25 protein-coding genes are annotated in these 26013 nt (G+C 62.6%); all 25 read left to right on the forward strand.

Annotated features, from left to right (window positions below; all coding sequences use genetic code 11):
* Window positions 1-9: 9 nt before the first annotated feature.
* The 25 genes from PY254_RS09440 to nuoL all read left to right on the forward strand — a co-directional run bounded on the left by PY254_RS09440 (window position 10) and on the right by nuoL (window position 26001).
* On the forward strand, window positions 10-984 hold the full coding sequence (locus PY254_RS09440) for a beta-ketoacyl-ACP synthase III (protein WP_281011804.1): 975 nt from the start codon (window positions 10-12) through the stop codon (window positions 982-984).
* A gap of 144 nt (window positions 985-1128) precedes the next feature.
* Window positions 1129-2076: an ACP S-malonyltransferase gene (fabD, locus tag PY254_RS09445; RefSeq protein ID WP_281011805.1), complete on the forward strand. Its 948-nt coding sequence runs from the start codon at window positions 1129-1131 to the stop codon at window positions 2074-2076.
* A 37-nt stretch (window positions 2077-2113) separates the two neighbouring features.
* A complete protein-coding gene (gene fabG / locus PY254_RS09450) occupies window positions 2114-2857 on the forward strand; it encodes a 3-oxoacyl-ACP reductase FabG (RefSeq protein WP_281011806.1) in 744 nt (247 codons plus the stop codon).
* A 193-nt stretch (window positions 2858-3050) separates the two neighbouring features.
* Entirely contained in the window at window positions 3051-3290 is a 240-nt protein-coding gene (gene acpP / locus PY254_RS09455) for an acyl carrier protein (protein ID WP_007805185.1), read from the forward strand.
* Between the two features lie 246 nt (window positions 3291-3536).
* Window positions 3537-4775 carry a beta-ketoacyl-ACP synthase II gene (gene fabF, locus PY254_RS09460; protein ID WP_281011807.1) on the forward strand — a complete coding sequence of 413 codons (1239 nt, stop codon included), beginning with the start codon at window positions 3537-3539 and terminating at the stop codon, window positions 4773-4775.
* A gap of 10 nt (window positions 4776-4785) precedes the next feature.
* Window positions 4786-6132, forward strand: coding sequence for an aminodeoxychorismate synthase component I (locus PY254_RS09465; RefSeq protein WP_281011808.1), 1347 nt, complete (start codon window positions 4786-4788; stop codon window positions 6130-6132).
* Entirely contained in the window at window positions 6132-6959 is an 828-nt protein-coding gene (pabC, locus tag PY254_RS09470) for an aminodeoxychorismate lyase (RefSeq protein WP_281011809.1), read from the forward strand. Before PY254_RS09465 ends, pabC begins: the two co-directional genes overlap by 1 nt.
* On the forward strand, window positions 6956-7990 hold the full coding sequence (gene mltG, locus PY254_RS09475) for an endolytic transglycosylase MltG (RefSeq protein WP_281011810.1): 1035 nt from the start codon (window positions 6956-6958) through the stop codon (window positions 7988-7990). Before pabC ends, mltG begins: the two co-directional genes overlap by 4 nt.
* Window positions 7987-8625: a dTMP kinase gene (gene tmk, locus PY254_RS09480; RefSeq protein WP_281011811.1), complete on the forward strand. Its 639-nt coding sequence runs from the start codon at window positions 7987-7989 to the stop codon at window positions 8623-8625. The genes mltG and tmk overlap by 4 nt, the downstream gene beginning before the upstream one ends.
* Entirely contained in the window at window positions 8622-9557 is a 936-nt protein-coding gene (gene holB, locus PY254_RS09485) for a DNA polymerase III subunit delta' (RefSeq protein WP_281011812.1), read from the forward strand. Before tmk ends, holB begins: the two co-directional genes overlap by 4 nt.
* Before the next feature lie 4 nt (window positions 9558-9561).
* Window positions 9562-10509 (forward strand): PIG-L deacetylase family protein, encoded by a 948-nt coding sequence (locus tag PY254_RS09490; protein ID WP_345781806.1) that lies wholly within the window; start codon window positions 9562-9564, stop codon window positions 10507-10509.
* A gap of 215 nt (window positions 10510-10724) precedes the next feature.
* Window positions 10725-13574, forward strand: a complete 2850-nt coding sequence (locus PY254_RS09495; protein WP_281011813.1) for a bifunctional diguanylate cyclase/phosphodiesterase — start codon at window positions 10725-10727, stop codon at window positions 13572-13574.
* Between the two features lie 108 nt (window positions 13575-13682).
* Window positions 13683-14036 (forward strand): PilZ domain-containing protein, encoded by a 354-nt coding sequence (locus tag PY254_RS09500; protein WP_281011814.1) that lies wholly within the window; start codon window positions 13683-13685, stop codon window positions 14034-14036.
* A 291-nt stretch (window positions 14037-14327) separates the two neighbouring features.
* Window positions 14328-14684 carry an NADH-quinone oxidoreductase subunit A gene (locus PY254_RS09505; RefSeq protein WP_281011815.1) on the forward strand — a complete coding sequence of 119 codons (357 nt, stop codon included), beginning with the start codon at window positions 14328-14330 and terminating at the stop codon, window positions 14682-14684.
* Window positions 14675-15232, forward strand: coding sequence for a NuoB/complex I 20 kDa subunit family protein (locus PY254_RS09510; RefSeq protein ID WP_281011816.1), 558 nt, complete (start codon window positions 14675-14677; stop codon window positions 15230-15232). The genes PY254_RS09505 and PY254_RS09510 overlap by 10 nt, the downstream gene beginning before the upstream one ends.
* Before the next feature lie 10 nt (window positions 15233-15242).
* Window positions 15243-15977 carry an NADH-quinone oxidoreductase subunit C gene (locus PY254_RS09515; RefSeq protein WP_281011817.1) on the forward strand — a complete coding sequence of 245 codons (735 nt, stop codon included), beginning with the start codon at window positions 15243-15245 and terminating at the stop codon, window positions 15975-15977.
* A 2-nt stretch (window positions 15978-15979) separates the two neighbouring features.
* The gene (locus PY254_RS09520; RefSeq protein ID WP_281011818.1) at window positions 15980-17233 is read left to right on the forward strand and encodes an NADH-quinone oxidoreductase subunit D; all 1254 of its coding nucleotides are present in this window, start codon (window positions 15980-15982) and stop codon (window positions 17231-17233) included.
* A 21-nt stretch (window positions 17234-17254) separates the two neighbouring features.
* Complete coding sequence (nuoE, locus tag PY254_RS09525) at window positions 17255-17824, forward strand: NADH-quinone oxidoreductase subunit NuoE (protein ID WP_281011819.1); 570 nt, start codon at window positions 17255-17257, stop codon at window positions 17822-17824.
* Entirely contained in the window at window positions 17824-19149 is a 1326-nt protein-coding gene (gene nuoF / locus PY254_RS09530; RefSeq protein WP_281011820.1) for an NADH-quinone oxidoreductase subunit NuoF, read from the forward strand. The genes nuoE and nuoF overlap by 1 nt, the downstream gene beginning before the upstream one ends.
* Window positions 19146-21470 (forward strand): NADH-quinone oxidoreductase subunit NuoG, encoded by a 2325-nt coding sequence (gene nuoG, locus PY254_RS09535; protein ID WP_281011821.1) that lies wholly within the window; start codon window positions 19146-19148, stop codon window positions 21468-21470. The genes nuoF and nuoG overlap by 4 nt, the downstream gene beginning before the upstream one ends.
* Before the next feature lie 4 nt (window positions 21471-21474).
* Window positions 21475-22503, forward strand: a complete 1029-nt coding sequence (gene nuoH, locus PY254_RS09540) for an NADH-quinone oxidoreductase subunit NuoH (protein WP_281011822.1) — start codon at window positions 21475-21477, stop codon at window positions 22501-22503.
* 7 nt (window positions 22504-22510) lie between these two features.
* A complete protein-coding gene (nuoI, locus tag PY254_RS09545; protein WP_281011823.1) occupies window positions 22511-23002 on the forward strand; it encodes an NADH-quinone oxidoreductase subunit NuoI in 492 nt (163 codons plus the stop codon).
* Window positions 23003-23010: 8 nt separating this feature from the next.
* On the forward strand, window positions 23011-23655 hold the full coding sequence (locus tag PY254_RS09550) for an NADH-quinone oxidoreductase subunit J (protein ID WP_281011824.1): 645 nt from the start codon (window positions 23011-23013) through the stop codon (window positions 23653-23655).
* Window positions 23652-23957 (forward strand): NADH-quinone oxidoreductase subunit NuoK, encoded by a 306-nt coding sequence (gene nuoK / locus PY254_RS09555; protein ID WP_007805214.1) that lies wholly within the window; start codon window positions 23652-23654, stop codon window positions 23955-23957. Before PY254_RS09550 ends, nuoK begins: the two co-directional genes overlap by 4 nt.
* Window positions 23958-23961: 4 nt before the next feature.
* The gene (gene nuoL, locus PY254_RS09560) at window positions 23962-26001 is read left to right on the forward strand and encodes an NADH-quinone oxidoreductase subunit L (RefSeq protein ID WP_281011825.1); all 2040 of its coding nucleotides are present in this window, start codon (window positions 23962-23964) and stop codon (window positions 25999-26001) included.
* Window positions 26002-26013: the final 12 nt, after the last annotated feature.

Raw genomic sequence — 26013 nt, forward strand, 5'->3', positions numbered from 1 at the left:
GATAGCTGAATGGCCCAGATCTACTCCCGCATCATTGCCACCGGCAGCGCACTGCCCGAGCGCGTGGTAACCAATGCCGACCTGGAAAAGATCGTCGAGACGAGCGACGAGTGGATTCTCAGCCGCACCGGCATTCGCCAGCGTCACATCGCTGCCGATGGTCAGACCACGGGAGATCTGGCGTTTCAGGCGGCTCAGCAAGCGCTGGAGACGGCGGGCATCAAGGCGTCCGAGCTCGACCTGATCATCCTGGGCACGACCACGCCGGACATCATTTTTCCGTCCACCGCCTGTCTGGTGCAGCATCGCCTGGGCGCCAACGGCTGTGCGGCCTTCGACGTCAACGCGGCGTGCTCGGGCTTCGTCTACGCGCTGGGCATCGCCGACAAGTTCATCAAGAGCGGGCAGTCGAAGAAAGTGCTGGTGATCGGTGCGGAAACACTGACCCGCATGGTCGACTGGACGGATCGCCAGACCTGCGTGTTGTTCGGCGACGGCGCCGGCGCGGTGGTGCTGGAAGCCTCCAGCGAGCCAGGCATCTACGCCACCTGCCTGCATGCCGATGGCGGCCACAAGGAATTGTTGTACAACCCGGTGGGTGTCTCCGTGGGTTTCAAGGACGAGCCCAACCACGGTGTGCGCATCCACATGGCGGGGCGTGAAGTTTTCAAGGTTGCTGTTAAGACGCTGGATTCGCTGGTTGAGGAAACGTTGTCGGCGGCTGGCATGAACGAGTCACAGATCGACTGGCTGATTCCGCATCAGGCGAACTTGCGCATCATCGAAGCGACCGCCAAACGGCTCAACATGTCAATGGAGCGGGTGATCGTGACGGTCGACAAGCACGCGAATACGTCGTCCGGTTCGGTGCCCCTGGCGCTGGATTACGCGGTGCGCTCCGGCAAGGCGCAGCGTGGACAGAATCTGCTGCTGGAAGCGTTCGGTGGTGGCTTTACCTGGGCCTCGGCGCTGCTGCGTTACTGATTCCCGCAAGTGTTTGCCGCTTGCCACGATGCTGCCTGCGGGCGGCATCGTGCGTTTTGATTGGGCGAATTTGCTGAATACAGCTGCGTATGGCGACCAAGGCGTGGCACCATATTCGCTTTCGTCGACAGGATTTGCCCATCCATGAGTTCAACCGCTGCCTCGCTTGCTTTCGTCTTTCCCGGCCAGGGTTCGCAGTCGGTCGGCATGCTTGCCGCGCTGGCCGCCGCGCACAATGAAGTGCAGGCCACCTTTGACGAAGCTTCGCAAGGTGCCGGTGTTGATCTGTGGAGCCTCAGCGCGCAGGGTCCGGAAGATCAGCTCAACAGCACCCAGAACACGCAGCCGGCGCTGCTCGCGGCCAGCGTGGCAGTGTGGCGGGTCTGGCAGAAGTTGGGTGGCGCACAGCCAGCGCAAATGGCCGGACACAGTCTTGGCGAATACAGCGCGCTGGTTTGCGCTGACGCACTGTCCCTGCACGACGCAGCGGCACTGGTCGCCGAGCGGGGTCGACTGATGCAGGCGGCGGTGCCGGCGGGAGTGGGCGCGATGGCGGCGATCCTCGGTGGCGATGACGCGCAGATTGCGGCGGTGTGCGAGGAAATGGCGCAAGGCCAGGTAGTAGCTCCGGCGAATTTCAACTCGCCCGGTCAACTGGTGATTGCCGGCAATACCGAAGCGGTTGATCGCGTCTTGGCCCGCCTGGCCGAGTTGGGCGTGAAAAAGGCGATCAAGCTGGCGGTGTCGGTGCCGTCGCATTGCGCCTTGATGCGCGATGCAGCGGACCAGCTGGGTGAGCGAATGGCGACGATCGCCTGGAAGCTGCCCGCGGTGCCGGTGATCCAGAATGCGGACGCCTGCAGTTACGGCAGCGTCGAGGAAATTCGCGGTGCCCTGCAGCGCCAGCTTTACATGCCGGTGCGCTGGACCGAGTGCGTGCAGGCGCTGGCCGTCAGTGGTGCCACCCGGATGGCCGAGTGCGGCCCCGGCAAGGTGCTGTCCGGCCTGATCAAGCGTATCGACAAGAGCATTGAGGCACGCGCCATTGGCGCACCGGCAGATATCGATGCCGCGCTTGTCGAGTGGGTATGACGGCACACTCCAACCGATTTCCGAAGGAACGAAGCAAATGAGCAAACCATTGCAAGGTGAGATCGCGCTGGTCACCGGTGCCAGCCGTGGCATCGGCGCGGCGATCGCGGACGAACTGGCCGCGATGGGCGCCACGGTGATCGGCACGGCGACCAGCGACGGCGGTGCTGCCGCCATCGGTGAGCGCATGGGCCCCCACGGCGGTCACGGTCGCGTGTTGAATGTCACCGATAGTGCGGCGGTCGAGGGCCTGGTCGAGGCGATCGCCAAGGAATTCGGTGCTGTTTCAATTCTGGTCAACAATGCCGGCATCACCCGCGACCAGCTGTTGATGCGGATGAAGGAAGACGATTGGCAGGCGATCATCGACACCAACCTCACCTCGGTCTATCGCACCTCGAAAGCGGTGATGCGCGGCATGATGAAGGCGAAGAAGGGGCGCATCATATCGATCGCCTCGGTGATCGGTCTCACCGGCAATCCGGGGCAGTCCAATTATGCGGCAGCCAAGGCCGGCATCATTGCCTTCTCCAAGTCGCTGGCACGCGAGATCGGCAGCCGCGGCATTACCGTCAATGTGGTTGCGCCGGGCTTCATTGATACCGACATGACCCGCGCGCTGCCCGAAGATGCCAAGCAGGCGATGCTGGGGCAGATCGCCCTGGGGCGCCTGGGTGAGGCGAAGGATATCGCGAGCGCCGTCGGTTTCCTGGCTTCGCCAGCCGCCGCGTATATCACCGGAGAAACACTGCACGTCAACGGCGGGATGTACATGCCGTAGCGTGTGTTGATGCAGTTGTCGCCAGCGGACTCGTTTTAGGCGACAATTGCGCTTTCGTGCCGATCAGCGGGGGTGTTCCCCGTGACATCGGACCATCGTGGCAGCCTTGCGGTTTAGCCACTACAATGCGCCGGACTTTTGCAGGCATTGAGCCGGCACAAACAAATCACACTCCTTGCGAGGTATGGGCAACATGAGCACCATCGAAGAGCGCGTCAAGAAAATCGTCATCGAGCAGTTGGGCGTGAAGGAAGATGAAGTCACGGCGAACGCTTCGTTCGTTGACGACCTGGGCGCAGATTCGCTGGACACGGTGGAACTGGTGATGGCACTCGAAGAAGAGTTCGAGACCGAGATTCCGGATGAAGATGCCGAGAAGATCACCACCGTGCAGCAGGCCGTCGATTACATCAAGGCCCACTCCAAGGATTGATCGGCAGGGAATTGACCGCCGTTGAACGGAGCTGCTCGCCATTGGCGAGTCGGTGGGTTCGATCGGCGGTAGCGAAGGCTGCGCCATCTTGGCGCAGTTTTCGTTTCTGGAATTTGTAACGTCCGACCCCGTATGGTTGCCCGCAACCAATGGCGTCCTGCAGCAACACCGGGTCTGGGCGGGTTGAACGGCTTTACCTGCGCTGTCGGCAGCGACAGATCCACGCAATCACGTAAGGAAATCAGCATGAGCAAGCGACGTGTAGTAGTGACCGGCATGGGCATCATCTCGCCGGTCGGCAACGACATCGCCAGCGCCTGGGACCGTGTCGTCAAGGGCGTCAGCGGGATCGGCCCGGTCACGCATTTCGATACCTCCGCTTATTCCACGCGCATTGCCGGTCAGGTTGCTGATTTCGAACCGGCTGACTGGATGCCGGTCAAAGACGTCAAGAAGATGGACCCGTTCATCCACTACGGCGTGGCGGCGGGTACCCAGGCCTTGCGCGATTCCGGCCTCGAAGTGACCGAGGCCAACGCGCCGCGTATCGGCGTGGCCGTAGGCGCCGGTATCGGTGGCCTGCATACGATCGAGTCCACCGCGCTGGAGCTTGCCGCGAAGGGGCCGCGTCGCGTGTCGCCGTTCTACGTGCCCAGCTCGATCATCAACATGGTGTCGGGCCAGCTTTCGATCATGTTCGGCCTGAAGGGTCCCAACATCGCCTGCGTCACCGCCTGCACCACCGGCACCCACAACATCGGGCTGGCGGCGCGGATGATCCAGTACGGCGATGCCGACGCGATGATCGCCGGCGGCGCCGAGTTCGCCACCACCGGTACCGCGATGGCCGGCTTCTGTTCGGCCAAGGCGATGTCCACCCGCAACGACGAGCCGACCAAGGCCAGTCGCCCGTGGGACAAGGACCGTGACGGCTTCGTGTTGTCCGATGGTTCGGGCGTGCTGATGCTGGAAGAGTACGAGCATGCCAAGGCCCGTGGTGCGCGCATCTATGCCGAGCTTGTCGGTTTCGGCATGAGTGGCGACGCGTTCCACATGACCGCACCGAGTGAGGGTGGCGAGGGCGCGGCGCGTTGCATGCAGACAGCGCTGAACGATGCCGGCCTCAATCCCGCCGAGGTGCAGTACGTCAATGCGCATGGCACGTCCACGCCGCTGGGTGATCTGGGCGAAGTGATGGCGGCGAAGAGGGTATTTGGCGATCACGCCTACAAACTGGCGATGAGTTCGACCAAGTCGACCACCGGTCACCTGTTGGGTGCGGCGGGCGGTGTCGAGGCAATCTTCACCGTGCTGGCGCTGCGTGACCAGGTGCTGCCGCCGACGATCAACCTGGACAATCCCAGCGAAGGTTGCGATCTGGATTTCGTGGCCCACACGGCGCGCGAGGCGAAGTTCGACGTGGCGATTTCCAACTCGTTCGGCTTTGGCGGTACCAACGGCACGCTGGCCTTCCGTCGCATCTGATTGATCAGGCGTGACTTGCCATCGTCGCATTCTGGACGGCCGACGCGATCTGCTCGCGCCGGCCGCTTCATTTCCCGCACGCTATCCATGCCTGCTGGAAAGCGTGGTGCATGGCACGGCGCAGTCGCGCTACGACATCTTGTTTGGCTTCCCTGAAGGCTCGTTGAGTCTGCAGGCGGATGGCTGCTTGCGGAACGGCGAAGGAGTCGTGAGCGAAGGCCGATTTCTCGACGCATTGGATGCGGCTTGGCAAGCCGAGCGCCTGTCTCCCGCTGACGACGGCCTGCCGTTCCACGGCGGCTGGGTGTTGCTGTTGGCCTATGAGTTGGCGGGTGAGATCGAGCCGGGTCTGGCACTGCGGCCGCCGGTCGGATTGCCGCTGGCGTTGGCCGTGCGTTGCCCTGCCGCAGTGATCGTGGACCACCTGCGCGAATGCACGATCCTGATTGCCGAATCCGGTAGAGAAGAACTTCTCGATCAGCTCGAATCCGATCTGGCGGTCATGCCTTCGATCGCGCCGATGGCGCAGCTCTCCGCTTGGGATGAGGACACGCCGCAGCAGTTCCTCGATGGCGTGGAGCGCATCCACGAGCATCTTTACGCTGGCGATATTTTCCAGGTAAACCTGTCGCGGTCATGGCGTGCACGTTATGCGCAGCCGCCGACACCAGCTTCGCTTTACGCCGTATTGCGCCAGGCCAACCCTGCACCGTTTGCCGGCCTGCTGCAGCAGCCGGGCTGGGCGGTAGTCAGCTCCTCGCCCGAGCGCCTGGTCGAAGTACGTGGTGGCGTGGCGCAGACCCGACCGATTGCCGGCACGCGCGCACGCCTGCAGGGCGATGATGAGATGGCGCGCATCCGTGAACTCAGCGCACATCCCAAGGAGCGCGCCGAGCACGTGATGTTGATTGATCTGGAGCGCAACGATCTTGGCCGGGTCTGCGTACCGGGATCGGTCGAGGTTGACGAATTGATGGTGGTGGAGAGCTATACCCACGTTCACCACATCGTGTCCAATGTGCGCGGACGCTTGCGCCGCGACGTAACGCCTGGCGAGGTGATTGCGGCGACCTTTCCCGGCGGCACGATTACCGGTTGCCCGAAGGTGCGCTGCATGGAAATCATCGCGGCACTGGAAGATGCGCCGCGTGGCGCCTATACCGGTGCGCTGGGCTATCTTGATCGCAACGGTGAGCTGGACTTGAACATACTGATTCGCACGCTGACCTTGCTGGGCAACGAAGTAAGTCTGCGCGCCGGTGCCGGCATCGTGGCGGATTCGCTGGCCGCCAGCGAGCTGGAGGAAACCCGCGCCAAGGCACGCGGGTTGCTGCGCGCACTCGGAGTGCCGGACTGATGTCGGCGCGCATGTTGATCAACGGCGTGGCGGAACAGCAGGTCTCAGCGCTCGATCGCGGCATGGCTTATGGCGACGGCGTGTTTGAAACCCTTCGACTGATCGGAAGTTCGGCGCCGTTATGGTCACGACACATGCAGCGGCTGCAGGACGGCTGCACGCGCTTGCGGATTCCGCCACCCGACGTGCAGCAGCTCTGGCACGAGGTGTTGCAGGTTACCCACGGCATGCCGCAGTCGGTGGTTCGCATCACGGTTAGCCGCGGGCAGGGCGAGCGCGGTTACGCGCTGCCGGCTAATCCATGCCCTACGCGAGTGGTGGCGGCGTTCGCCCCGCCACTCGTCGACCAGCACGCGTATGCACATGGCGTGCGCATGCGCGTCTGCGATCTTCGTCTGGCGGAACAGCCGCTGTTGGCGGGAATCAAGCATCTGAACCGGCTGGAACAGGTCATGGCCCGCGCCGAGTGGAATGATCCGTCGATCACCGAAGGCGTGCTGCTGGATAGCCACGAGCGGGTGATTTCGGCGACCATGGCCAATCTGTTCGTGGTGGTCGACGGTGAATTGCTGACGCCTTCGCTGCAGCGTTGCGGTGTGGCCGGGGTGGCGCGAGCGCAGGTCCTGGCCAGTTTTCCCGAGGCACGAGTGGATGACATGGCGTTGGCTACGCTGCGCAGAGCGGACGAAGTGTTTCTCAGCTCCAGCGTGCGCGGGATCGTGCCGGTCAGTTCGCTCGATGGGCGCGACCATCTGCCCGGTGCACTAACGCGTCGGGTACAGCAGCATTGGCGGGAATTGGGTTTTGTGATGGAGCAGGCTGGATGAGTGACAAATTGATGCGCGGTCGCGTGTGGCCCATGCTGCTTTTGCTCCTGTTTCTACTGGCGGCGGGCACGGCGACTTATTTCTGGAACGCCTATACCCGATTCAGTTCGACGCCACTGAACGTGGCTGCCGGTGGCAACAGTATCGATGTCAGTCGCGGCAGCAGTTTCAGAAATATCGTTGCCGACCTGCGGCAGCAGCAGCTGAGCACGGCCAGTCCGCTTTACTGGCGCGCGCTGGCGGCGCAGATGCGGGTGGGCGGCAAACTGCATGCGGGCGAGTACGCCCTCGAGCCCGGCATCACGCCGCGCCAGCTGCTCGCCAATATGGTGGCAGGCAAGGTCTTGCAGCGCAACTTCACCATTGTGGATGGCTGGACTTTTGCCGAGCTGCGGCAGGCGCTGGCCAAGACCGAGAAGCTGCAGCACGACAGCACGAACCTGGACGATGCCGCACTGATGCAGAAGATCGGTGCGGGCGGTGAGGCGCCGGAGGGACGGTTCCTGCCAGAAACGTATGCCTATGTGAAAGGCGATGGCGAGCTGGACATCTTGCGTCGCGCCCATGCGGCGATGGTGAAGACGCTGGCCGACTTGTGGGCCGGGCGCGCAAAGGATCTGCCGTTGACCACGCCTTACGACGCGCTGATTCTGGCTTCGATCGTGGAGAAGGAAACCGGCCGCGCGGATGAGCGCGCAGAGATTGCCGGGGTGTTCGTGCGACGCCTGCAGGATCATATGCTGCTGCAGACCGATCCCAGTGTGATCTACGGCATGGGCGCGAAATACGCCGGCAATATCCGCAAGAGTGATTTGACCACCGACACGCCGTTCAACACGTATACCCGCGCCGGCTTGCCGCCGACGCCGATTGCCTTGCCCGGCAGGCCGGCGCTGGTCGCGGCCCTGCATCCGGCCGACGGCGATGCGTTGTACTTCGTCGCGCGCGGTGATGGCGGTCATGTGTTCGCCAGTTCGCTCGAAGAACACAATCGCAATGTCGACTGCTACCAGCGGAAGCATTGCCGATGAGTGCGCGTGGCAAATTCATCAGCCTCGAAGGCGGTGAGGGTGCTGGCAAGAGCACCTTGCTGGCAGGCCTGCGCGAGCACATGGAACAGCAGGGCATTACGCTGGTGCAGACGCGTGAACCTGGTGGCACGCCGATCGGCGAAGCGCTGCGGGCTGTGCTGCTTGATCCGGCCCAGCACGGTATGGCCGCCGAAACCGAGCTGCTGCTGATGTTCGCTTCGCGCGCACAGCTGGTGCGCGAGGTGATCGAGCCGGCACTGGCAGCGGGTCGCTGGGTGCTGTGCGACCGCTTTGCCGATGCCAGCTATGCCTATCAGGGCGCTGGGCGCGGCCAGCCGAGCGAGCGCATTGCGCAGCTTGAGCGCTGGGCCTGCATGGGTGTGACGCCGGACCTGACCTTGCTGCTCGACTTGCCGGTGGCCACCGGTCGTGCGCGCGCCGCCGGTCGTGGCGACGCGGATCGTATCGAGGTCGAGGCCGATGCGTTTTTCGAGCGCGTGCGTGCCTGCTATCGCGCACGCGCCGTCGCGGAGCCGCAACGCTTTCAGCTGATCGATGCCAGCCAGTCGCCGGCCGAGGTGTTGCGCGCGGCGATGCGGGCTGTGGGAGATTTGCTGGCAGCGGAGCGGGCATGACTATCCTCCCTTGGCAAACCGCCCATTGGACCCGTTTACAGGCGAGTCGGCAGCGCGGTGCACTGGCGCACGCCATGTTGTTTTGTGGCGCCGCTGGGCTGGGCAAGCGTGCCTTCGTGCAACGCTTCGTGCATGGCTTGTTGTGCAGTGAGCCGACCGATGGCGAGCCTTGTGGCCAGTGCCGCGGTTGTCTGCTGATCGCTGCCGGTTCCCACCCTGACCTTGCCTTGCTGAGTTTCGGTCTGCGCAAGGACGGTGTGCAGCGCAGCGAGATCGTGGTCGACCAGATTCGCGAACTGTCGGCGCGGCTGGCGATGAACAGCCAGTTTGGTGGCTGGCAGGTGGTAATCATCGACCCGGCCGATGCGATGAATGCGGCAGCAGCCAACGCACTGCTGAAAACGCTGGAAGAGCCGGCGACGCAGACCATGTTGATCCTGCTGGCCGATGCGCCGTGGCGCTTGCCGCAAACCATTCGCAGCCGCTGCCAGCGGGTTGAATTCCAGCTGCCCGCCGAGGCCGAGGCGCTGGCGTGGCTGCAGGCCGAGGGTGTGCGCCATCCAGCCGAGGCGTTGGCTGCTGCCGCTGGCAATCCCGGGCTGGCGAAGGCGTGGGCGGAAGAAGGTGCGCTGGAACGTCGTCAGGAAGTGCGCAAGGATCTGGCTGCGCTGGCGGCGGGTCGTGGCCAGCCCACCGACATGGTCAAGCGCTGGCTGGACAACGAGCCAGCGCAGCGGTTGTGGTTTGCCGCTCAAGCCACTGCCGACGAAATACGGGCGCGCTCGACGGCAGCCACCGGTCCATTGGCCAGTGCGATGGATATCGAGGCGCTGACGCACTGGTATGCCGCTGCCAATCGCACGCGCGAGGCACTGCGTGGCCCGCTGCGTGGTGATCTGCTGTTGCTGGAGTTGTTGGCGCAGTGGCGATGAACACGTGAGCGCTGAGGCGCCACGTCCGCGGGTGATGCTTGCGCTGCCGCCGTTTTCCTCGCAAACGCGTTTGCTGGTGGTGGCACCGCATCCGGACGATGAGACCATCGCCAACGGATTGCTGATCCAGCAGGTGCGCGCGGCGGGTGGCGAAGTGCGTGTCTTGTTGCTTACCGCTGGCGACAATAATCCCTGGCCGCAACGTTGGCTGGAGCGCCGCTTGTGCATCGGTGTCGAGGATCGTCGGCGCTGGGCTCAGCGGCGGCAGTCCGAGTTCCTGCAGGCGCTGCGCTGCCTTGGCTTGTCCGAGTCGGACCAGCGTTCGCTGGGTTGGCCGGACATGGGCTTGACCGAGCACCTGCTGCAGGAATGCGATGCGGCGGTGGCTGCGTTGCTGGCGGCGATCAATGAATTTCAACCCAGCTTGTTGCTGGTGCCGGCGTTGTCCGATCATCACCCCGACCATGGCGCCGCGCATGTGTTGCTGCGGCTTGCTCTGGCGGAATATCCCGCCTCGCCCGTGCTGCTGACGTACTTGGTGCATGGTGTTTCGGGCGATGGTGACGTGTTTGAGGTGGTCGGCACGGCCGCACAGCGGACGGCCAAATTCGCCGCCCTTGCCGCCCATCGCAGCCAGATGGCGCTCAGTGGCAAGCGCATGCGACGTATGGCCAGTCGCGCCGAGTGCAGCGCTGCCCCGGCGCCATCGCAGCCGGCGTTGCCGTGGCAACCGCCGATCTGGCTGCAACCCTGGCTGCAGCTCAGCGTGGTCAGCGCAGCGGGTACGCAACGTTGGCGTTGGCGTGACGCGCCGCTGCGGCGTGATGCCTGCGGCAGGTGGAGGCTCCCGGCCGCGTCATCAGTGCACCCGGGCCCCACCTTTGCACGGCTGGCATTTACGCTGCCTACCCCGTGGATTTTCGACCATTGGGGTTGGTGCGAGTTGTCTTGAGGGAGTGCCGCGAGGGCTTCGGCTCTTGCGCCGGTGGATTGACCGGGATAGCTTGGCGGGATGGGGATGATGACGGCGGCTTGGTCCGTCATTACGTCGATCCGTCCACACCCGGATGACGACAATTCCAGTGGACCCAGCAACTGTCTGGAAGGACAGTCGTCATCGCACCTGCTCATCTGGTGGACATTCGAATGCAGACACCGGAGCAGAACTTGACGCAGGAGGCGGCCGGTGGAGCGTCCAGCGAGAGCCTGCACGCCGCGCTGTCCGAGATTGGCCAGCTGCTGGTGCGTTCACTCGAGCCGGCGGTGTTGTACGAAGCCGTCATCGAAGTGTTGCAGCGACGAATCGGTGCGCGACTGGTGATGATCGGTGAAATAGACCGACAGCGTGGCTGGCTGGAACGGGTTGCGCCGGCGAGCGTGCCCGCCGAGATGGCTGACATTTACCCTGATCGCATTTCGTTTTCGGCAGCACAGCCGGCGTTCTGGCGCGGCGAGCCACAGCTTGAGGCGGACGTCTGCAGTGCCGAAGTCTTGCAGATGTTTTGGCCAGCCTACAAACGGCACGGCATTGGTGCCGTGCTGGCCGTGCCGGTGCTGAAATTTGGCGAAGTCTGTGCGGCACTGACGATTCGCGCGCCGCATGCCGACGTTTTCACCGCACCATTGATTGAGTTGCTGCAGCAGGCAGCCATCAGTATCGGCTTTGGCCTGGAAGCCCATGCACAGCGAACCCGATTGACGCAGTCGGTGCGCGACGAAGAGCGGCAGCGTCGTGCGCTGCGCTTGCTCAGCGAAATGATCAAGCTGGTCAGCCACAGTGAAAGCGAGCAGTCGCTGCTGGACGGCGCGTGCCGCGTGGTGCGCTCCATCGGTGACTATCGCATGGCCTGGATCGGGCTGGTCGAGGCCGGTGCTCCCGACTGGTTGCGTCAGCAGTCACAGAGTGGGCTGGATGACTTTCCCGCGGCGGAGTTTCCATTGGGCGAGCGAGCGCGAACCCATATCGGCGATGCGCTGGTGAGGGCACTGGCGAGTGGTGAGCCGCAATGCAGCCATCAAGTTGCGGTGGATCACCTTGACTGGATGCCGTGGCCGGGTCTGCCTGGCGTGCAATCGCTGCTGGCTTTGCCGCTGCGGGTGGCTGGGGCGGTCGCCGGTTGCCTGGTGATCGGGGCTGGGCAGAAGGAAGCTTTCGAAGCGATCGAGGTACAGGTGTTCACCGAAATGTCGGTGGAGCTGGGCCTGGGTATCCAGGTACAGCGGGTGCAGGCAGCGCGGCTGGCGGCGGAACGGGGTTTGCGTTTCAATCTGCAGTACTTTCGCGCCGTGCTGTCCAATCAGCACGCGGGTGTCCTGGTGATGTCGGAACAGGGCCACGTGGCCTTTGCCAATGAGGCGTACTGCGCCATGTTCGGCCTGTCCGAAACGCCTGCCGAGCTGGAAGGAAAGCCGGCGGCATGGCTGTATGAGCGGTTGCGGCCGAGTTACCGATATCCGGAAGCCGAGGAATCGCGGATTGAAGACATCCTGGAACGGAATATTCCGGTCAAGGCTGATGAAGTGGAGATGACGGGCGGAAGGATCTTTTTGCGTGATTTCACCCCGATCCAGATTGACGGGGTTGCCAACGGACGCCTGTGGCACCAGCGCGACATCACCCAGCAGAAGTTGCATGAGGCGCGGGTGGAGCGACTGGCCTTCTATGATGTGGTGACTGGCCTGCCAAATCGTCGCCTGCTGTTCGAGATGCTGGAGCAGGCGCGCGAGCAGGCCAGGAAGCATGGCACGCTGCTGGCGGTGGGTGTACTCGACCTTGACCGCTTCAAGAGCGTCAACGACACCATTGGTCACGCCGGCGGTGACCAAGTACTGGTGGAAGCCTCGTCTCGCGTGGTGGGCATTCTGCGTGAGGCTGACGTGCTGGCACGCTTTGGTGGTGACGAATTTGCGCTGCTGATTCCCGGACTGGACAGTCGCGAGCAGCTTGAGGTGATCAGTCGCTGCATCCTGCAGGTGTTGCGCGCACCGTTCAATCTGATGGGCGAGCAACTGTACTTGTCGGCAAGTATTGGCTGGACGCTGTTTCCGCTGGACGATTCCCATGCCGAAGACCTGGTGCGGCACGCCGACCTCGCGATGTACCAGGCGAAGGATGAAGGCAAGGACCGCGGGTTGTTGTACGAGCCGGCGATGGAGTTCGAACTGATCCGCCTGCAGGCGATGCGTGAGCGGATCGCGCAAGCCCTGCAGCAAGGCCATTTGCAACTGCTGTTCCAGCCAATCGTCTACATCGACGGCCTGCCAGGTCTGCACGGCGTGGCCGGGATGGAAGCGCTGCTGCGCCTCAGCGACAGCGGGCAACTGATCGAGCCGGGCAAATTCATGCATGTGCTGGATGACCCGCAACTGGCCCGGCCGATCGGGCGCTATGTGCTGGACGAGGCGCTGCGTTGCTGCCAGTCATGGATACACGCAGGCATCGCGTTGCCGGTGTCGGTCAACATCAGTACCCGCCACCTGCTGCATCCGGCTTTCTTTGCCGACATTGATGCGGTGCTCGACATCTATCCGGACGTGATGGATGTGGGGTTTGGCATCGAAGTCACCGAAACCGGCCCGAGCATGGATCACGCTCGCGCCAAGGAAGTGATCGAGGAGTGTCGTCGTCGCGGCATTCGTGTCGGGCTGGACGACTTCGGTACCGGCACCGCTTCGTTGAGCCACATCCAGAAGCTTGATATCGAGCACATCAAACTGGATCAAAGTTTTGTGCGCGACATCCTCATCGATGAGCGCAACATGGCCATTGCGGCGGGCGTGATCACCACCGCACGCATGCTGGCCAAGGCGGTGATTGCCGAGGGTGTGGAGACGGCGGAGCAGGGTGATCTGCTGGCCTCGCTGGGTTGCCATCAGCTGCAGGGTTTCTGGATATCCCGGCCGATGCAGCCTGCCTTGGTTCCAGAATGGGTGATGGGCTGGGTACCACCAGCCTCCTGGAACAACATGGTCGATGAGCGTCAGTTGCTGCTGACGGGGCAGCCAGGCAATGAATAACGCGGTCGTTGGGTTGTGGCTGGCCGGCACCCAGTGGTGCACTGCGGTGACAACATCTAAGATTCATGCCATTGATCGGACGTTTCGGAAGTCCGGCAGGAGCCAAGCATGAAACCCATGGGCGCCCGACAGGGCATCATCTCTTTGAAAATCAAGGACGCGGCATCGCTGTACAACGCGTACATGCCGTTCCTCAAGCACGGCGGCCTGTTTGCGCCCACGGCCCAGTCCTATTCCCTGGGTGACGAAGTGGTCTTGCTGGTGACCCTGGCCGAGGAGACTGAGCGCATTTCGGTGGTCGGCAAGGTGGTCTGGGTCAGTCCGGTCGGTGCACAGGGCAACCGCACGGCTGGCATCGGCATTCATTTCAATGCCTCGGGCGACGCCGAGGCGGCCCGCAGCCGGATCGAGAACATCCTGGCTGGCACGCTCAACTCGGAACGTCCGACGCACACCATGTGATGTCGGTTCACCACGCGGGGCGACATCCGCGTGCGGCGAGTGCTTCCACTGAGCGAATAGTTGACGCGGGATTGGTCGTCAAGGCTTGTTGTACCTCGGCGCGCTGATACAATGGCGAGATTCGTGAGTTCCTTTCGCGACACGTCGGACGTCCATGGCAGCAACGCCCGGGACGGGGTGGCACAGCCCGCGGCCCTCGAGGCCCGTCGAATCGAAATCGCCAGACCGTGAGTTGCTCGATCACATCCCACGGTCACTGATGCGCCCAGCGGCGCGGAGGTAAGTTGCATCGTGCTTGCCGAATACTGGCCTGTCCTGTTGTTCATCGGCGTCGCTGCCGGCCTTGGTGTGGTGCTGCTGGTCATTGGCCTGCTGGCGGGCCCGCGTCGCCCCGAGGCGGAAAAACTTGCGCCTTACGAGTGCGGTTTCGAGGCGTTCGAGGACGCCCGCATGCGCTTTGACGTGCGCTATTACCTGCTCGCCATCCTGTTCATCATTTTCGATCTGGAAATCGCCTTCCTGTTTCCGTGGGCGGTGGTGTTCCAGCAGCTCGGCGTGATCGCGCTGGTCGAGATGGGCTTGTTCCTGCTGCTGCTGGTCATCGGTTTCGCTTACGTGTGGAAGAAGGGAGCGCTCGAATGGGAGTGATGGATTCCGTCAGCCGGGTGATGCACAACCCGGACCCGTTGAACCTGGTCGACGACATCCTGCTGCCGGCTGCCGAAAACCCGGTGGTGCAGCGTGGCTTTGCCACCACCAGCGTCGATGCGCTGATGAACTGGGCGCGCACCGGCTCGATGTGGCCGATGACGTTCGGCTTGGCCTGCTGCGCGGTGGAAATGATGCACGCCGGTGCGGCGCGTCTGGACCTTGACCGCTATGGCGTGATCTTCCGCCCGAGCCCGCGTCAGTCTGATGTGATGATCGTGGCCGGCACCCTGGTCAACAAGATGGCGCCGGCGTTGCGCAAGGTCTACGACCAGATGCCCGAGCCGAAGTGGGTGATTTCGATGGGTAGCTGCGCCAACGGCGGCGGCTACTACCACTATTCCTATTCCGTGGTGCGGGGTTGCGATCGCATTGTGCCCGTGGACATCTACGTGCCGGGCTGCCCGCCCACGGCCGAAGCGCTGATCCACGGCATCCTGCAGTTGCAGAAGAAGATCCGCCGCACCAGCACCATCGCGCGTTCCTGAAGGCGCAGTCATGACTGATACCCCAAAGACTTCGCTGGCCGCGCAACTTGCCGCACGATTCGGCGACACGCTGACCATCAGCACGGTGCGCAACGAAACCGTTGCCGAACTGGCTGCTGCCGATTTGATCGCCGTGGCCACCGCGCTGCGCGATGAGTCGGCGTTCCGCTTCAGCGAACTGATCGACCTGTGCGGCATCGACTATCTCGGCTACGGCCAGACCGAGTGGGATACCGAAACCGTTTCCGGCACCGGCTTTTCGCGCGGTGTGGAAGGCGAGGCGCTGGGCCGTTTCGACTGGGCCGGGCGCCCGCGTGGCAATGGTGAAAACCAGCCGCGCCGCTTCGCTGCGGTGATCCAGTTGCTCTCGCTCGAACACAATCGGCGTCTGCGCCTGCGCGTGTTCTGCGCCGATGACAGCTTGCCGATGGTGCCGTCGCTGACCCTGGTGTGGCCCGGTGTGAACTGGTTCGAGCGCGAAGCGTTCGACCTGTACGGGATCATCTTCGACGGCCATCCCGATCTGCGTCGCATTCTGACCGACTACGGTTTTGTCGGTCACCCGTTCCGCAAGGATTTCCCGCTGATCGGCAACGTTGAAGTGCGTTACGACCCGCTGCAGAAGCGGGTGATCTATGAGCCGGTGTCGATCGAGCCGCGTGTGCTGGTACCACGCACCATTCGTGACGATGCCGATCTGATGCAGGCCAAGGCCGAAGCCACCGATCACTGGCGGGAGAATTGAGCATGCAAGAAATTCGCAACTACACGATGAATTTCGGCCCGCAGCATCCGGCCGCCCATGGCGTGCTGCGCCTGATCATGGAGATGGATGGCGAGACGATCGTTCGCGCCGATCCGCACGTGGGACTGCTTCATCGCGGCACCGAGAAGCTGGCCGAATCCAAGCCGTTCAATCAGTCGATCGGCTACATGGACCGGCTCGACTACGTCTCGATGATGTGCAACGAGCACGCCTACGTGCGTTCGATCGAGACCTTGCTGGGTATCGAGGCACCGGAGCGTGCGCAGTACATCCGCACCATGTTCGACGAGATCACGCGCATCCTGAATCACCTGATGTGGATCGGCTCGAACGCGCTCGACCTCGGTGCGATGGCGGTGTTCCTGTACGCGTTCCGCGAGCGCGAAGAATTGATGGACGTCTACGAGGCGGTGTCGGGCGCGCGCATGCACGCCACGTATTACCGGCCTGGCGGCGTTTACCGCGACCTGCCGGCGCAAATGTCGCAGTACCGCGAATCACCCTGGCACAAGGGCGCGGACCTGAAGCGCATCAACAGCTGGCGCGAAGGTTCGATGCTCGATTACCTGGAAGCCTTCACTGCCGACTTCCCGACCAAGGTGGACGAGTACGAAGAACTGCTCACCACCAATCGTATCTGGAAGCAGCGCACCGTCGGCATCGGCGTGATCAGCCCGGAACTGGCCCAGCAATGGGGCATGACGGGCGCGATGCTGCGTGGTTCGGGCGTCGAATGGGATCTGCGCAAAAAGCAGCCGTACGCCAAGTATGCCGAGATGGATTTCGATATCCCGGTCGGCGTCAACGGCGACTGCTACGACCGTTACCTGGTGCGCGTGGAAGAAATGCGCCAGTCGAACCGGATTATCCAGCAGTGCGTGAAGTGGCTGAAGGCGAACCCCGGCCCGGTGATGGTGAAGAACTTCAAGGTTGCTCCGCCGTCGCGGGTCGAGATGAAGGAGGACATGGAAGCCATGATCCATCACTTCAAGCTGTTCACCGAAGGCTATTGCGTACCCGCCGGCGAAACCTATTGCGCAGTCGAGGCGCCGAAGGGCGAGTTCGGTTGCTATCTGGTTTCCGACGGCGCCAACAAGCCGTTCCGCGTGCACCTGCGTGCACCGGGCTTTGCCCATCTGTCATCCATGGACACCATCGTGCGCGGCCACATGCTCGCCGACGTGGTCGCCATGATTGGTACCTATGACCTCGTGTTCGGCGAAGTGGATCGCTGAGCCGGCACGACGGAGAAACCCATGAAAGCCACCGGACATTTCGAGCAGGTCAGGAACGTTGACCCACTCGCGCTACTCACCGAGCACACCCGCCAGCACATCGATGCCTGGGCGGCCAAGTTCCCGCCGGATCGCAAGCGCTCGGCGCTGATCCAGGCGCTGTTTGGTGCGCAGGAGCAGAACAAGGGCTTCCTCACCGACGAGCTGATCACCGCCGTCGCGAAGTATCTCGAACTGCCGGCGATCTGGGCGTATGAGGTGGCCAGCTTCTATTCGATGCTGGAGACCAAGCCGGTCGGCCGAAACAACGTGGCGATCTGCACCAACATTTCGTGCTGGCTCAACGGCGCAGAAGACCTCTTGCGTCATTGCGAGACGAAACTCGGCATCAAGGCAGGCGAGAGCACGCCGGATGGCCGCATCTACCTGAAACTGGAAGAAGAATGCATCGCTGCGTGCGTCTACGCACCGGCGATGACGGTGAACGGTCACTACCATGAGCGCCTGACCATCGAGAAGATCGACACGATCCTCGACGGCTTGAGCATGGAGGGCCCTGTGCACGGCCACGACGCCGAGGGGAATCACTGATGGCCGTCGGACCCGCACCCCAGGACCACCAGGTCGTCTACACCACGCTGCATTTCGACAAGCCGTGGTCGATGGACAGCTACGAGAAGGTCGATGGTTACAAGGCGTGGAGAAAGATCCTTGCCGAGAAGCCCGATCCGGCGTCATTGATCGACGAAATCAAGAAGAGCAGTCTGCGCGGCCGTGGCGGCGCGGGCTTCCCCACCGGTCTGAAGTGGTCCTTCATGCCGAAGGGCGACATGCAGAAATACATCTTGTGCAACTCGGACGAATCCGAGCCGGGCACGGCGAAAGATCGCGACATCCTGCGCTACAACCCGCATGCCGTGCTCGAAGGCCTGGCCATCGCCTGCTATTGCACCGGCTCGACCGTGGCTTACAACTACCTGCGTGGCGAGTTCCATCACGAGCCGTTCGAGCACATCGAAGAGGCGTTGAAGGAAGCCTATGCAGCCGGGCTGCTGGGCAAGAACGTGCAGGGCAGCGGTATCGATGTCGATATCTTCAACGCGCTGGGTGCGGGTGCCTATATCTGCGGCGAAGAAACCGCGTTGATGGAATCGCTGGAAGGCAAGAAAGGCCAGCCGCGCTTCAAGCCGCCGTTCCCGGCCGGTTTCGGTCTTTACGGCAAGCCAACGACGATCAACAACACCGAAACGTATGCTTCGGTGCCGGCGATTCTGCGCAATGGCGCGGACTGGTTCCTCAATATCGGCAAGCCGAACAATGGCGGCCCGAAGATCTTCTCGGTCTCCGGCCACGTCAACAAGCCGGGCAACTTCGAAATCCGTCTTGGCACGCCGTTCGCAGAACTGCTTGAGATGGCCGGTGGCGTGCGCAATGGGCACAAGCTCAAAGCGGTGATCCCGGGCGGCTCCTCGATGAAGGTGTTGCCGGCCGAGATCATGCTCGAGAGCACGATGGACTACGACTGCCTGCAGAAGGCCGGTTCGGGCCTGGGTTCGGGCGCGGTGATCGTGATGGACGAGACCACCTGCATGGTCAGGGTCTGCCATCGGATCTCGCGCTTCTACAAGGCCGAATCCTGCGGTCAATGCACGCCGTGCCGCGAAGGTACTGGCTGGATGCATCGCGTGCTGACCCGCATCGTCGAAGGCAACGGCACCGAGGAAGACCTGCATCGCCTGAAGGCGATCGCCGGCCAGATCGAAGGCCACACCATCTGCGCGTTCGGCGAAGCCGCCGCGTGGCCGGTGCAGGGTTTCCTCGCCCGCTTCTGGAATGAATTCGAATACTTCGTGCAGCACGGTCACTCGATGGTCGATGACCAGCTTGCACAAGCCAACTCTGGAGTTGCTGCATGAGTGCGCAGCCGACCGGCACCGCGCCGGACCTGATCAACATCGAGGTCGACGGCAAGCCGACGCAGATCCGCAAGGGCGCGATGATCATCGAGGCTGCCGATGCCATCGGTGTGTCGATTCCGCGTTTCTGCTACCACCGCAAATTGCCGATCGCCGCGAACTGCCGCATGTGTCTGGTCGACGTGGAGATGGGCGGCAAGCTGATGCCCAAGCCGCAGCCGGCCTGTGCCACCCCGGTGGCTGAAGGCATGAAGGTGATGACGCGCACGGACAAAGCGCTGAAATTCCAGAAAGACGTGATGGAATTCCTGCTGATCAACCACCCGCTGGACTGCCCGATCTGCGATCAGGGCGGCGAGTGCGAACTGCAGGACGTGGCGCTGGGCTATGGCCGCAGCGTGTCGCGTTATACCGAGCGCAAGCGCACCGTGGCCGACGAGAACATCGGGCCGTTGGTTGCCACCGAAATGACGCGTTGCATCCATTGCACGCGTTGCGTGCGGTTCACCAGCGAGATCGCCGGCACCTACGAGCTGGGTGGCATGAATCGCAGTGAAGACCTGCAGATCGGCACCTATATCGGCAAGACTATCGAGACGGAACTCTCGGGCAACATCATCGATGTCTGCCCGGTCGGTGCGCTGACCAACAAGCCGTTCCAGTTCAAGGCGCGTGCGTGGGAACTGATCGCCAAGCCGTCGATCGGCTATCACGACGCGCTCGGTTCCAATTTGTGGCTGCATGTACGCCGCGGCGAAGTGATGCGCACCGTGCCGCGCGACAACGAGGCAGTCAACGAATGCTGGTTGTCTGATCGCGATCGCTACAGCCATCAGGGCATGTACGCGGATGACCGTATCAACGCCCCCGAAATCAAGCGCAATGGCGAGTGGCAGGTGGTGGGCTGGGAAGAAGCCCTCGAGTTTGCTGGCGCCGCGCTGAAGAAGGCGCCGGGCAACGAATTGGGCATCTTGCTGCATCCAGCCACGTCGAATGAAGAGGGCGATTTGCTGATGCGGCTGGCTCGCGGTCTCGGCAGCGCGCATATCGATCATCGTCTGCGCCAGCTCGATTTTGCGGACAACGCTGCGGCGCACCCGTTCGGGTTGCCGGTGGCGGAAGTTGGCCAGATTCGCGCGGCCTTGCTGGTCGGTTCCGACCTGCGTCACGAGATGCCGCTGCTGAATCATCGTCTGCATCAGGCGACCAAGCAGGGCGCCAGGGTCTACGCGATCAACCCGGCGCATTTCGATTTCAATTACAAACTGGCTGGTGAGGCCGTCGTAGCTCCGCCGGCGCTGGTCGACGCGCTGCTGGCGCTGGCCAGGGCCGCGGTTGCCGCAGGCGCTACGGCGCCGGCCGCACTGGCTGACGCGATTGCTGCGGTACAGGCTGATGCCGGTGACAACGACACGATCGCGGCGCTGAAGTCCGGCAACGCGGTGGTGATCGTTGGCGAAGCGGCGGTGACGCACCCGCAGGCTTCCTGGTTGCGTGCGATCGCCCGCTTCATTGCGGCGGCAACCGGCGCGGGTTACGACGAGCTGCCGGTTGGCGCGAATGCCATGGGGCTAGCCCAGCTTGGCGTAGTGCCGGGCAATGGCGGACTGGACGCGCAGGCGATGCTGGTCCAGCCACGCAAGAGCTACGTGTTGTACGGCGTCGAGCCGCCGCACGATTTCGCCGATGGCGCGGTCGCGTTGAAGGCCTTGCGTGGCGCGGAGCAGGTGGTGGCATTCAGTGCCTACGCCAGCCCGGCGTTGCGCGAAGTGGCTGATGTGATCCTGCCGATCGCCTTGCTGCCGGAGATCGAGGCCACCTTGGTCAACGTCGACGGGCTTGCCCAGAATGTGGTCGCTGGTGCGAAGGCGCCGGGTCAGACGCGTCCGGGCTGGAAGGTGCTGCGTGCGCTGGGTGGCGCGTTGCAACTGGCGGGTTTCGAATTCGATGACTTGGCCGGTTTGCGCGAAGGCATCGCCAGGCGCGCGGTGGCCGAGCGCAGTGGTCTGGCGGCACGCTCGTCGATCAGTGGCCTCAGCCGTCTGGCGACCTGGCCGATCTATCGCATGGATGCCGTGCTGCGTCGTGCCACCGCGTTGAACGCCCACCCGCTCAATCGTGCGCCTGCGGTACGCCTGAATGCGGATGAAGCGGGGCGTCAGGGGTTTGCCGCCGGCACCACGGTGCGTATTGCCGAGTCGGTGCTGCCCGTTGTGATCGATGCCGCCGTGCCTGATGGTGCGGTCTGGATCGAGGCTGCGAATGACCTCACCGCCACGCTGCCGCCGTATGGCGCGTCCATCACCCTGAGCAAGGCTTAAGCAGATGCTTGATCAACTCATCCATCAGCTCGTCGTGCCGATCCTGTACATCCTGGCGATCGTGTTGCCGCTGGTGCTGGCGGTGGCGATGTTTGTCTACTGGGAGCGCAAGGTTCTCGGCTGGATGCATGTGCGCATGGGGCCGAACAAGATCGGTCCGTTCGGGGTGTTGCAGGCTTTCGCCGACGTCGTGAAGCTGCTGATCAAGGAAGTGATCCTGCCGACCAAGGCAAACCGCTTCCTCTATTACATGGCGCCGATGATTGCGCTGGTGCCGGCGCTGGCCGTCTGGGCCGTCGTACCGTTCAGCAGCACCATGGTGCTGTCGAATGCAAACGCCGGCGTGCTGTATCTGCTGGCGATGACCTCGATCGGCGTCTACGGCATCATCATTGCCGGTTGGGCGTCCAACTCGCGCTACGCGCTGCTTGGCGCGATGCGCTCGGCCGCTCAAGTGATCTCGTATGAGCTGGCGATGGGCCTGTGTCTGGTTTGTGTGCTGGTGCTGGCGGGGTCGTTGAATCTCACGGACATCGTCAACGCGCAGGCTGGCAGCAAGGGCATTTTCGACTGGTTCTGGCTGCCGCTGCTGCCGGTGTTCGTGATCTATTTCATCTCCGGCGTGGCCGAGACCAATCGTGCGCCGTTCGACGTTGCCGAAGGCGAGTCGGAGATCGTGGCCGGCTTCCACGTGGAATATTCCGGCTCGGCATTTGCGCTGTTCTTCCTCGCTGAATACGCCAGCATGATCCTGGTCAGCTTTCTCGCCGCGATCTTGTTCATGGGTGGCTGGTTGTCGCCGTTCCCGACCTCGTGGGGCTTCATCGGGCACGGCGGTTTCCCCTGGCTGCTGATCAAGGCGTTCCTGTTTTCCTTCATGTTCCTGTGGTTCCGCGCCACGTTCCCGCGCTATCGCTATGACCAGATCATGCGGTTGGGCTGGAAGGTCTTCATTCCCATCGCCATCGTGTGGGTTTTCGTGGCTGGCCTGATGAAGTACTACGGCGTAGTCAGCATCGGCATGGGGAGCTGAGCATCCAATGAATCGCATTACCGCTTATTTCAAGAGCCTGCTGCTGGTTGAGCTGTTCCAGGGTATGGGTTTGACCATGCGCTACATGTTCAAACCGAAGTACACGATGCGCTACCCGATGGAGCACATCCCCAAATCCAATCGCTTCCGAGGTCTGCACGCATTGCGTCGCTACGCGAATGGCGAAGAACGCTGCATCGCCTGCAAGCTGTGCGAAGCCGTCTGTCCGGCGCTGGCGATCACGATTGATTCGGCACCGCGCGAAAGCGATGGTCAGCGTCGTACCACCCGTTACGAGATCGACCTGTTCAAGTGCATTTTCTGTGGCTTCTGTGAAGAAAGCTGCCCGGTAGATTCGATCGTCGAAACCTCGATCCACGAATACCACTTCGAGAATCGTGGCGAGAACGTGGTGGACAAGCAGAAGCTGCTGGCCATCGGCGACCGCTTTGAACAGCAGATTGCCGCCGACCGCGCACAAGACGCGGCGTACCGCTGAGGCCCATGATGAATCCCGAACTGCTTCAACTCATCTGCTTTTATGCCTTCAGCTTTGTCACGGTGGCAGCAGCCCTGTCAGTGATCACGCTGAAGAATTCCGTGCATGCGGTTTTGGCGCTGGTGCTCACGTTTTTCAGTGCCTCCTGTCTGTGGTTGCTGCTGGAAGCCGAGTTCCTCGCGCTGGCGCTGATCGTGGTCTACGTCGGCGCGGTGATGGTGCTGTTCCTGTTTGTGGTGATGATGCTCGACATCGATCAGGAGAAAATGCGCGAGGGCTTTGTGAAGTTCCTGCCGATCGGCCTGTTCGTGGCGGTGATCATGCTGGCGGAAATGCTCGGCCTGATCGGTGTGCGGGCCATGCAGGCCCATGTGTTGGGTGCTGACCCGGCCGTTGCGGCCGGCGTATCGAACACTGCATGGCTGGGCAAGGCGCTGTACACCCGCTTCCTGTTGCCGTTTGAAATTGCCGCATTGATCCTGACTGTCGGTATCGTCGCCGCGGTGGCGTTGACCCTGCGCGAGCGTCGTGATGCCCGTTACGAGTCGGCCAGTCAGCAGGTCAAGGCAGACCCGACCCGGCGCGTGCGTATCGTGAAGATGGCGGCCGTGCGTCCCGACGAATCGACCGAATCCCAGGAGCCGCAGCCATGATCACGCTTGCGCACTACATCGTGCTCGGCGCGGTGCTGTTCTGCATCGCCGTCGCCGGCCTGTTCATCAACCGCAAAAACGTCATCGTGCTGCTGATGTCGATCGAGTTGATGCTGCTTGCCGTGAACATGAACTTCGTGGCGTTCTCGCGCTTCCTCGGCGACGTGTCGGGGCAGGTATTCGTGTTCTTTATTCTTACCGTGGCTGCGGCAGAAGCTGCCATCGGCCTGGCGATTCTGGTGTTGCTGTTCCGTACGCGCAGCACGATCAATATCGCCGACATCGACAGCATGAAGGGTTGATCCGATGCAGCTTTCGACATCCATCCTGCTGACGATTGCGCTGGCGCCGCTGGTCGGTTGCCTGCTCGCCGGCTTCCTCGCCAGGTTCATCGGCCGCGCCGGTTCGCACAGCGTGACCATTCTTGGTCTGCTGATTTCCTGTGCGCTGTCGTTCTACGTGCTGTATCAGCTCACCCTTGGTGGTGCGGCCGAGTACAACCAGAACCTCTACACCTGGTTCCAGGTCGGTCCATTCAACGCCAGCGTCGGCTTCATGGTCGATCGCCTGACCGCGATGATGCTGGTGGTGGTGAGCTTCGTGTCGTTGCTGGTGCACGTGTACACCATCGGCTACATGCGCGATGACCCGGGCTATACCCGCTTTTTCAGCTATATCTCGCTGTTCACCTTCTCGATGTTCATGCTGGTCATGAGCAACAACTTCATGCAGCTGTTCTTCGGCTGGGAAGCGGTGGGCCTGGTGTCGTACCTATTGATCGGCTTCTGGTACAAGCGCCCGACCGCGATCTTCGCGAACTTCAAGGCGTTCATGGTCAACCGCGTGGGTGACTTCGGTTTCCTGCTCGGTATTGCGGCGGTGCTGTATTTCCTCGGTACGCTGGATTACGCCACGGCGTTCAACGCGGCGCCCGGCCTGGTCGGGAAGACCCTGCAGATTACGGCGCATACGCAGTGGGATGCGGCCACGGTGATCTGCATCTGCCTGTTTATCGGCGCGATGGGCAAGTCGGCACAGGTGCCGTTGCACGTGTGGCTGCCTGACTCGATGGAAGGACCGACCCCGATCTCGGCGCTGATCCACGCGGCGACCATGGTCACTGCGGGCATCTTCATGGTGGCGCGCATGTCGCCGCTGTTCGAGCTGTCGTCGACGGCGCTGAGCTTCGTGCTGGTGATCGGTGCAACCACGGCGTTGTTCACCGGCTTGATCGGTATCGTGCAGAACGACATCAAGCGGGTGATCGCGTATTCCACGCTGTCGCAGCTGGGTTACATGACGGTGGCGCTGGGCGTGTCGATGTATTCGGGCGCGGTGTTCCACCTGATGACGCACGCATTCTTCAAGGCGCTGCTGTTCCTCGGCGCCGGCTCGGTGATCATTGCGATGCATCACGAGCAGGACATGCGTTACATGGGCGGCCTGCGCAAGTACATGCCGATCACCTGGATCACCATGTGGATCGGTTCGCTGGCGTTGGTGGCGATTCCGTTCACCTCGGGCTTCTATTCGAAGGACGCGATCATCGAGGCAGTCGGCGAGTCGCATCGCTGGGGCGCGCATTACGCCTACTTCTGCGTGATGGCCGGCGCACTGGTGACGGGTCTGTACACCTTCCGCCAGATGTACCTGACCTTCCATGGCAAGGAGCGCTTCACCGTCGTCGAACAGCATGGCCATGGCCATGATCACGATGATCACGGTCACCATGAGCCCGGTGTGCTGGCGCATGCACCGAAGGAGTCGCCGTGGGTGGTGACGCTGCCGCTGGTGTTGCTGGCCATTCCGTCGCTGCTGGTGGGTTTCTTCACGGTCGGTCCGGTGCTGTTCGGCAACTGGTTTGGTGGCGCGATCCACGTCAACGAGGCGAACAACGTGCTGGCCGAACTCGGTCAGGAATTCCACGGTTCGTTGGCGATGGCGCTGCACGGGTTCAAGCAGCTGCCGTTCTGGCTGGTAGTCACGGCGTTCGTGATCACCACGTATATCTATCTGTTCAACCCGGCGCTGGCCGGTCGTGTCAAGTCCGCGCTGAAGCCGCTGTGGACGGTGCTGGATCGCAAGTATTGGGTCGACAATTTGTACTTCGCCGTGTTCGCCCGTGGCGGCGTGATGCTTGGCCGGTTGTTCTGGAAGGCCGGCGAGACGGCGGTGATCGATGGCGCGATGGTCAACGGCTCGGTGAGCCTGGTGCATCGCGTCGCCGCGACCGCACGCCGTCTGCAGTCGGGTTACCTCTATCACTACGCGTTCGCGATGATTCTCGGCCTGATCCTGCTGCTTGGCGGGTATTGGTTCCTCGGTTCCATGCCGGTCGGGCAATAAGGGAAACAGATC

The sequence above is a fragment of the Rhodanobacter sp. AS-Z3 genome, from assembly GCF_029224025.1.
Taxonomy (GTDB): domain Bacteria; phylum Pseudomonadota; class Gammaproteobacteria; order Xanthomonadales; family Rhodanobacteraceae; genus Rhodanobacter.

Excerpts from the sequence above, each read along its gene's own strand:
- tmk (WP_281011811.1), top strand. The coding sequence starts at position 7,987 with ATGAGTGCGCGTGGCAAATTCATCAGCCTCGAAGGCGGTGAGGGTGCT.
- PY254_RS09550 (WP_281011824.1), top strand. The coding sequence starts at position 23,011 with ATGAATCCCGAACTGCTTCAACTCATCTGCTTTTATGCCTTCAGCTTT.
- nuoK (WP_007805214.1), top strand. The coding sequence starts at position 23,652 with ATGATCACGCTTGCGCACTACATCGTGCTCGGCGCGGTGCTGTTCTGC.
- pabC (WP_281011809.1), top strand. The coding sequence starts at position 6,132 with ATGTCGGCGCGCATGTTGATCAACGGCGTGGCGGAACAGCAGGTCTCA.
- mltG (WP_281011810.1), top strand. The coding sequence starts at position 6,956 with ATGAGTGACAAATTGATGCGCGGTCGCGTGTGGCCCATGCTGCTTTTG.
- nuoF (WP_281011820.1), top strand. The coding sequence starts at position 17,824 with ATGGCCGTCGGACCCGCACCCCAGGACCACCAGGTCGTCTACACCACG.
- PY254_RS09515 (WP_281011817.1), top strand. The coding sequence starts at position 15,243 with ATGACTGATACCCCAAAGACTTCGCTGGCCGCGCAACTTGCCGCACGA.
- PY254_RS09440 (WP_281011804.1), top strand. The coding sequence starts at position 10 with ATGGCCCAGATCTACTCCCGCATCATTGCCACCGGCAGCGCACTGCCC.
- holB (WP_281011812.1), top strand. The coding sequence starts at position 8,622 with ATGACTATCCTCCCTTGGCAAACCGCCCATTGGACCCGTTTACAGGCG.
- PY254_RS09500 (WP_281011814.1), top strand. The coding sequence starts at position 13,683 with ATGAAACCCATGGGCGCCCGACAGGGCATCATCTCTTTGAAAATCAAG.
- fabF (WP_281011807.1), top strand. The coding sequence starts at position 3,537 with ATGAGCAAGCGACGTGTAGTAGTGACCGGCATGGGCATCATCTCGCCG.
- nuoH (WP_281011822.1), top strand. The coding sequence starts at position 21,475 with ATGCTTGATCAACTCATCCATCAGCTCGTCGTGCCGATCCTGTACATC.
- nuoI (WP_281011823.1), top strand. The coding sequence starts at position 22,511 with ATGAATCGCATTACCGCTTATTTCAAGAGCCTGCTGCTGGTTGAGCTG.
- nuoE (WP_281011819.1), top strand. The coding sequence starts at position 17,255 with ATGAAAGCCACCGGACATTTCGAGCAGGTCAGGAACGTTGACCCACTC.
- nuoG (WP_281011821.1), top strand. The coding sequence starts at position 19,146 with ATGAGTGCGCAGCCGACCGGCACCGCGCCGGACCTGATCAACATCGAG.
- fabD (WP_281011805.1), top strand. The coding sequence starts at position 1,129 with ATGAGTTCAACCGCTGCCTCGCTTGCTTTCGTCTTTCCCGGCCAGGGT.
- fabG (WP_281011806.1), top strand. The coding sequence starts at position 2,114 with ATGAGCAAACCATTGCAAGGTGAGATCGCGCTGGTCACCGGTGCCAGC.
- nuoL (WP_281011825.1), top strand. The coding sequence starts at position 23,962 with ATGCAGCTTTCGACATCCATCCTGCTGACGATTGCGCTGGCGCCGCTG.
- PY254_RS09520 (WP_281011818.1), top strand. The coding sequence starts at position 15,980 with ATGCAAGAAATTCGCAACTACACGATGAATTTCGGCCCGCAGCATCCG.
- PY254_RS09510 (WP_281011816.1), top strand. The coding sequence starts at position 14,675 with ATGGGAGTGATGGATTCCGTCAGCCGGGTGATGCACAACCCGGACCCG.
- acpP (WP_007805185.1), top strand. The coding sequence starts at position 3,051 with ATGAGCACCATCGAAGAGCGCGTCAAGAAAATCGTCATCGAGCAGTTG.